This window comes from Mesorhizobium sp. M7A.F.Ca.CA.004.06.1.1 (genome assembly GCF_003999135.1).
Lineage (GTDB): Bacteria > Pseudomonadota > Alphaproteobacteria > Rhizobiales > Rhizobiaceae > Mesorhizobium.
This window is the reverse complement of sequence record NZ_RZPQ01000694.1, coordinates 1-3,159: the sequence shown is the minus strand read 5'-3', so window position 1 is coordinate 3,159 and position 3,159 is coordinate 1. Positions and strand designations below refer to the sequence as shown.

The window sequence follows — 3,159 nt, the reverse complement described above, 5'->3', positions numbered from 1 at the left end:
GCTCGAAGCACGCGGCTTCACGCCGGATCATTTCCGCACCTTTCACCCGGGCGGCCAGCTCGGCGCCAACCTGACGCAGATCCGCGAGATCATGCATGTCGGCGACAGGCTGCCGCTGGTGGTTGCGGGCACCGGCATGCATGACGCGATCCTGGAACTGTCGCGCAAGGGATTTGGCTGCGTCGCGATCACCGACGCAGACGGTGCGCTGGTCGGCATCATCACCGATGGCGACATCCGCCGGCACATCGGCAGCAACCTGCTGGCGATGACGGTGGATCAGGTGATGACAAAAGGCCCGAAGACCGCGACGCCGGACACGCTGGTGGCAACGGCGCTGCAGACGATCAACAACTCAGCCATCACCAGCCTGATGGTGGTGGAGGGCCGGAAACCAGTCGGCCTCATCCACCTGCACGATCTGCTGCGTATCGGCGCCGCCTAAGGTGTGCTGATCTTAAGGTGATGCCGGCCTGCAAACGACGGTTTCCTGCGCTTCCGGTGCTCACGTACCCAAAGTACGCTCCGCTCCGGTTCTCGGAACCCACCGTTTTCGACTCGGCCTGACCTGAATCTCAACACACCTTGTCCAAGCGGTGGGTTTCAAGAATTCAGACCGCCTCGACGGTCAGTTCCAGATCCGTATCGGCCGCACCCGTCACGCGCACTTGCGTGCCGGCCGGCAAATCCGGGCCGGAGACACGCCACAGCGTATCGCCCAGCTTGATGCGGCCGCGCCCGTCCCGGATCGGCTCGGCAAGTGTCGCCATCCTGCCGACCATTTGCGCGCCGCGCCGGTTGAGCAGCGGCTGGTCGGTCGGGTCGTTGCGGCTGCCGACCAGCTTCTTGCCGACATAGGCCGAGACCAGCGACAGCGCCAGGAAGGCGAGGACCTGGACCTGCCAGGTCCAGAAGCCGGCGTCCCAGACCAGCAGCGACACGGCGCCGATGATCAGCGCGGCGATGCCGATCCACAGCATGAAGATACCCGGTGCGATGACTTCCATCACCAGCAGGATGAAACCGAGTACCATCCAGTTCCACGGGCCGAGTTCGGAAACGATGCGGTCGATCATTGGTTTCGACCTCAGTTGTCGGTTGGGCGAACGACCGGCGGGCGCGCGGCCTGCCTCTGCGAGCCGGTCGTGCCTTCGCTGCGGAAGACTTCTTTGGCGATTTCGCCAATGCCGCCGAGCGAACCGATCAGCGACGATGCCTCGAAGGGCATCAGCACGATCTTGCTGTTGGTGGCCGTGCCGATCCTGCCAAGCGCTTCAGTGTATTTCAGCGCTACGAAGTAGTTCAGCGCCTGCACATCGCCTTTGGAGATCGCTTCCGACACCACCTGGGTGGCGCGGGCTTCCGCCTCGGCCGAACGTTCGCGCGCCTCGGCATCGCGGAAGGCGGCTTCCTTGCGGCCCTCGGCCTCGAGGATCTGCGACTGCTTGAGGCCTTCGGCGGCAAGGATCTGGGCACGCTTGTTGCGTTCCGCGGTCATCTGCCGGCCCATCGATTCGATAAGGTTGGCCGGCGGGTTGATGTCCTTGATTTCGACGCGGGTGATCTTGATGCCCCACGGGTGGGCTGCCTCATCGACGACACGCAGCAGGCGCTCGTTGATGGCGTCGCGGTTCGACAGGAGTTCATCGAGATCCATCGAACCCATGACGGTACGGATGTTGGTCATCGTCAGATTGAGGATGGCGTTCTGCAGGCCGGAAACCTGGTAGGCGGCCTGCGCCGCGTTGAGGATCTGGAAAAAGGCGATGCCGTCGACACCGACAATGGCGTTGTCGCGGGTGATGATTTCCTGGCTCGGAACGTCAAGCACCTGCTCCATCATGTTCATCTTGGCGCCGATACGGTCGATGAACGGGAAAATGAAATTGAGGCCTGGGCTCAGTGTCTTGGTGTAACGGCCAAAGCGCTCCACCGTATAATTGTAACCTTGCGGGATTGTCCTGATGCCTTTGATCAGCAGCACCAATACCAGAAGTGCAAGTGCACCAATCGCAATATCGAAACCACTGAAATCCATTTGGCTCTCCCTCAGACGAAGGCCGCACAAGCCATTCTCGCGCCGCCGACTTCACCAAAGACTTAAGTGTATTTCAGATGCGTTACAATCAGGTGATGATGGATTGTTTATAGGGTTGCACTCAGCGGTTGAAGGCAAACAATCTTGCATCCATGTCATCCAGCCCGTTGATCGAAGCCGGGACAATCTCGGAAGCGACCTGCGAGAAGGTGATGCCGTTGCCACCGTAGCCCATCACCGCATGGATGCGCGGGTGGCGGGGAATGGCGCCGATATAGGGCAGGCCGGTGGTCGTGGTGCCGAACGAGCCGGTCCAGGCAAAATCGGGTCTGGTGTCGAGATGCGGAACTATCAGGCCGAGCTTCTCGGCGATGCGTGTGCTCTTGTCGGCGATCAGCGCGTCGCGCCGCGCTTCGTCGATAAAATCCTCGTCCTCGCCGCCGCAAATGACCCGGCCGTCGACCGTCGTGCGCATATACAGATACGGCTCCGACGCTTCCCAGATGAACGCTGCGTCCGGCCAGAGCTTTCGCGGTTGCGGGCGTGTCGCAATCGCCCATGTCGAGATGATCCGGTGGGCGGTGGCCGGCACGATGTCGACAAGTTCGTAGCCGGTGGCCAGAACAACATGTCGTGCGGTTATGGTCGGGCCATCCCTGGTCGCGACGACAACAGCTTCGGCGCTGTCCTCGATCATTGTGGCTTCCACGGGGGCATAGAAGCGTGCCTTGCGCTCCAGGGATTTCAGCAGCAGCCCAGCCGTCAGCTTGCGTGGGTCGAGGGCGATATTGCCGTGGCCGAGAATGGCGCCTTCGCGGTCGATGCCGAATTTCTCGGCTAGCTGCTGTCGGGTTAAGCAGCTGGCGCCGATGCCGGCTAGCCGACGTGCCTCGGCCTCGTCGCGCAGTTCCGGCGGACCAAGCATCGTGCCGGCCAGATAGAGTGACGGCATGCGGCTTAGGCCACAGTTGATGCCGAGTTCGGCAATGCGTCCGGCGAGATTGGAAACGGCGAGCCGCGAGCGTCGCCAGGCCTGCTGGGCCGAAGCTCTGCCGACCATCTTCGAGAGCGTGGAGAGTGGCTGGGCTATTTCGCATGCCACCCGTGCGGGGGTTGCGGCC

Annotated in this window: 4 protein-coding genes; 1 reads left to right on the top strand and 3 read right to left on the bottom strand. The window is 62.2% G+C overall.

Annotated elements, in window-relative coordinates; genetic code table 11:
• On the top strand, positions 1–445 hold a 445-nt coding region (locus tag EN906_RS28515), incomplete at its 5' end, for a CBS domain-containing protein (RefSeq protein WP_127375540.1).
• Positions 446–611: 166 nt separating this feature from the next.
• Here the strand turns inward: EN906_RS28515 and EN906_RS28510 are convergent.
• The 3 genes from EN906_RS28510 to EN906_RS28500 all read right to left on the bottom strand — a co-directional run.
• A complete protein-coding gene (locus tag EN906_RS28510) occupies positions 612–1,076 on the bottom strand; it encodes an NfeD family protein (RefSeq protein ID WP_127269754.1) in 465 nt (154 codons plus the stop codon).
• Between the two features lie 11 nt (positions 1,077–1,087).
• Entirely contained in the window at positions 1,088–2,038 is a 951-nt protein-coding gene (locus EN906_RS28505) for an SPFH domain-containing protein (protein ID WP_127269753.1), read from the bottom strand.
• A 121-nt stretch (positions 2,039–2,159) separates the two neighbouring features.
• Positions 2,160–3,159: FAD-binding oxidoreductase (locus EN906_RS28500; protein WP_164777425.1), on the bottom strand; the 1,000-nt coding region annotated here is incomplete at its 5' end.

Bases quoted from the DNA above. Each gene is read 5' to 3' on its own strand.
- EN906_RS28510 (WP_127269754.1), bottom strand. From the start codon at position 1,076: ATGATCGACCGCATCGTTTCCGAACTCGGCCCGTGGAACTGGATGGTA.
- EN906_RS28505 (WP_127269753.1), bottom strand. From the start codon at position 2,038: ATGGATTTCAGTGGTTTCGATATTGCGATTGGTGCACTTGCACTTCTG.